This is a genomic window from Actinoplanes sp. NPDC024001, assembly GCF_040638955.1.
Classification (GTDB): domain Bacteria; phylum Actinomycetota; class Actinomycetes; order Mycobacteriales; family Micromonosporaceae; genus Actinoplanes.
The window spans coordinates 1-1037 of the sequence record NZ_JBEZZB010000394.1; the positions used below are offsets into that span (position 1 = coordinate 1).

Here is a 1037-nt window from a genome sequence, read left to right on the forward strand (position 1 = left end):
GTCGGTGCGGTCATCGCGGCGCCCGCCGGCAGGCCGGTCGGTGCGGTCGTCGCCGGCGTGTCCGGGGCAGCCTCCGTGGCGGCCGCCGGGGCCGATGCGGCAGCCGGCGCCTCGGCCGGTGCGGCGTTCTCGGTCGGCACCGGTGCCGGGTTCGTGGTGGCGGTGCCGGTCTCCGGCGTGACGGCGGTCGGCGCCGGGCTCGTCGTCGCCGTGGCGTCGGTGGGCGCTGCCTGCGGGGCCGTGCCGGTCGGCGCGGCCGGATAGGCGGGTGCGGTGGGCGTGGTGGCGGCCGGCTGCTCGGTGACGCCGGCCTGCGGCGCCACGGTCGGCTGGCCCGCGAGGGCCTGGGCCGCGGCGCCGGTCGGGGTCACCGTGCCGGGCTGAGCCGCGATGCCGGTCGGGGCCGCGACGCCGGGCTGGCCGGTGACACCCGGCTGGACGGCCGGAACGGCCTGGTCCGGGACGGCGGTCTGAGCCGGGGCGCCGGTCCGGCCCGCGACACCGGTCGGGTCGATGGGGGCGACCGCGGTCTGGCCCGGCATCCCGGGCAGCGGCGCGCCGGCCGGCGCCGTGCCGGTCGGCACGCCGGACTCGGCGGGTGCCGGTCCAGCAGGCGTCGCGCCGGCTGCGGGTGCGACCTGGGGGGTGGTGGGACCGGCTGCCGTGGGGCCGCCGCCGACCGCGGTCACGTTCTCCGCGGCGGTGGGCTCCGACGGCACGCTCATCACGGCCCCGCCCTCGCCGCCGGTGGCGACCGGTGCGGCGTTCACCGCGGCGGTGACGGCACCGGTCTGCGTGGCCGCGACGGCGGTCGCCGCGGTGGCCTCGGTTCCCTCCTCGGCCGGCCTGGCCTGGTCGGTGCGGGGCTTGGCCGTGGTCTCGCGCTTCACGGTGGCGTCGGAGTCCGTCGACGTCGTCCGGGCCTCGTCACGCCGGGCCGTGGCCCGCTCGACGGCGCGGATCCCGGCCAGTTTGTCGGCCCGCCGGTCCGCCAGGCCGCGCTGCTCGGCGCTGCGCTCGGCCAGGGCGCGCTCGGC

General features: G+C 81.2%; 1 pseudogene. It reads right to left on the reverse strand.

Annotation, left to right across the window (positions count from 1 at the left end):
* Positions 1-1037, reverse strand: a pseudogene (locus tag AB0F81_RS51395) (hypothetical protein); the annotation flags it as partial.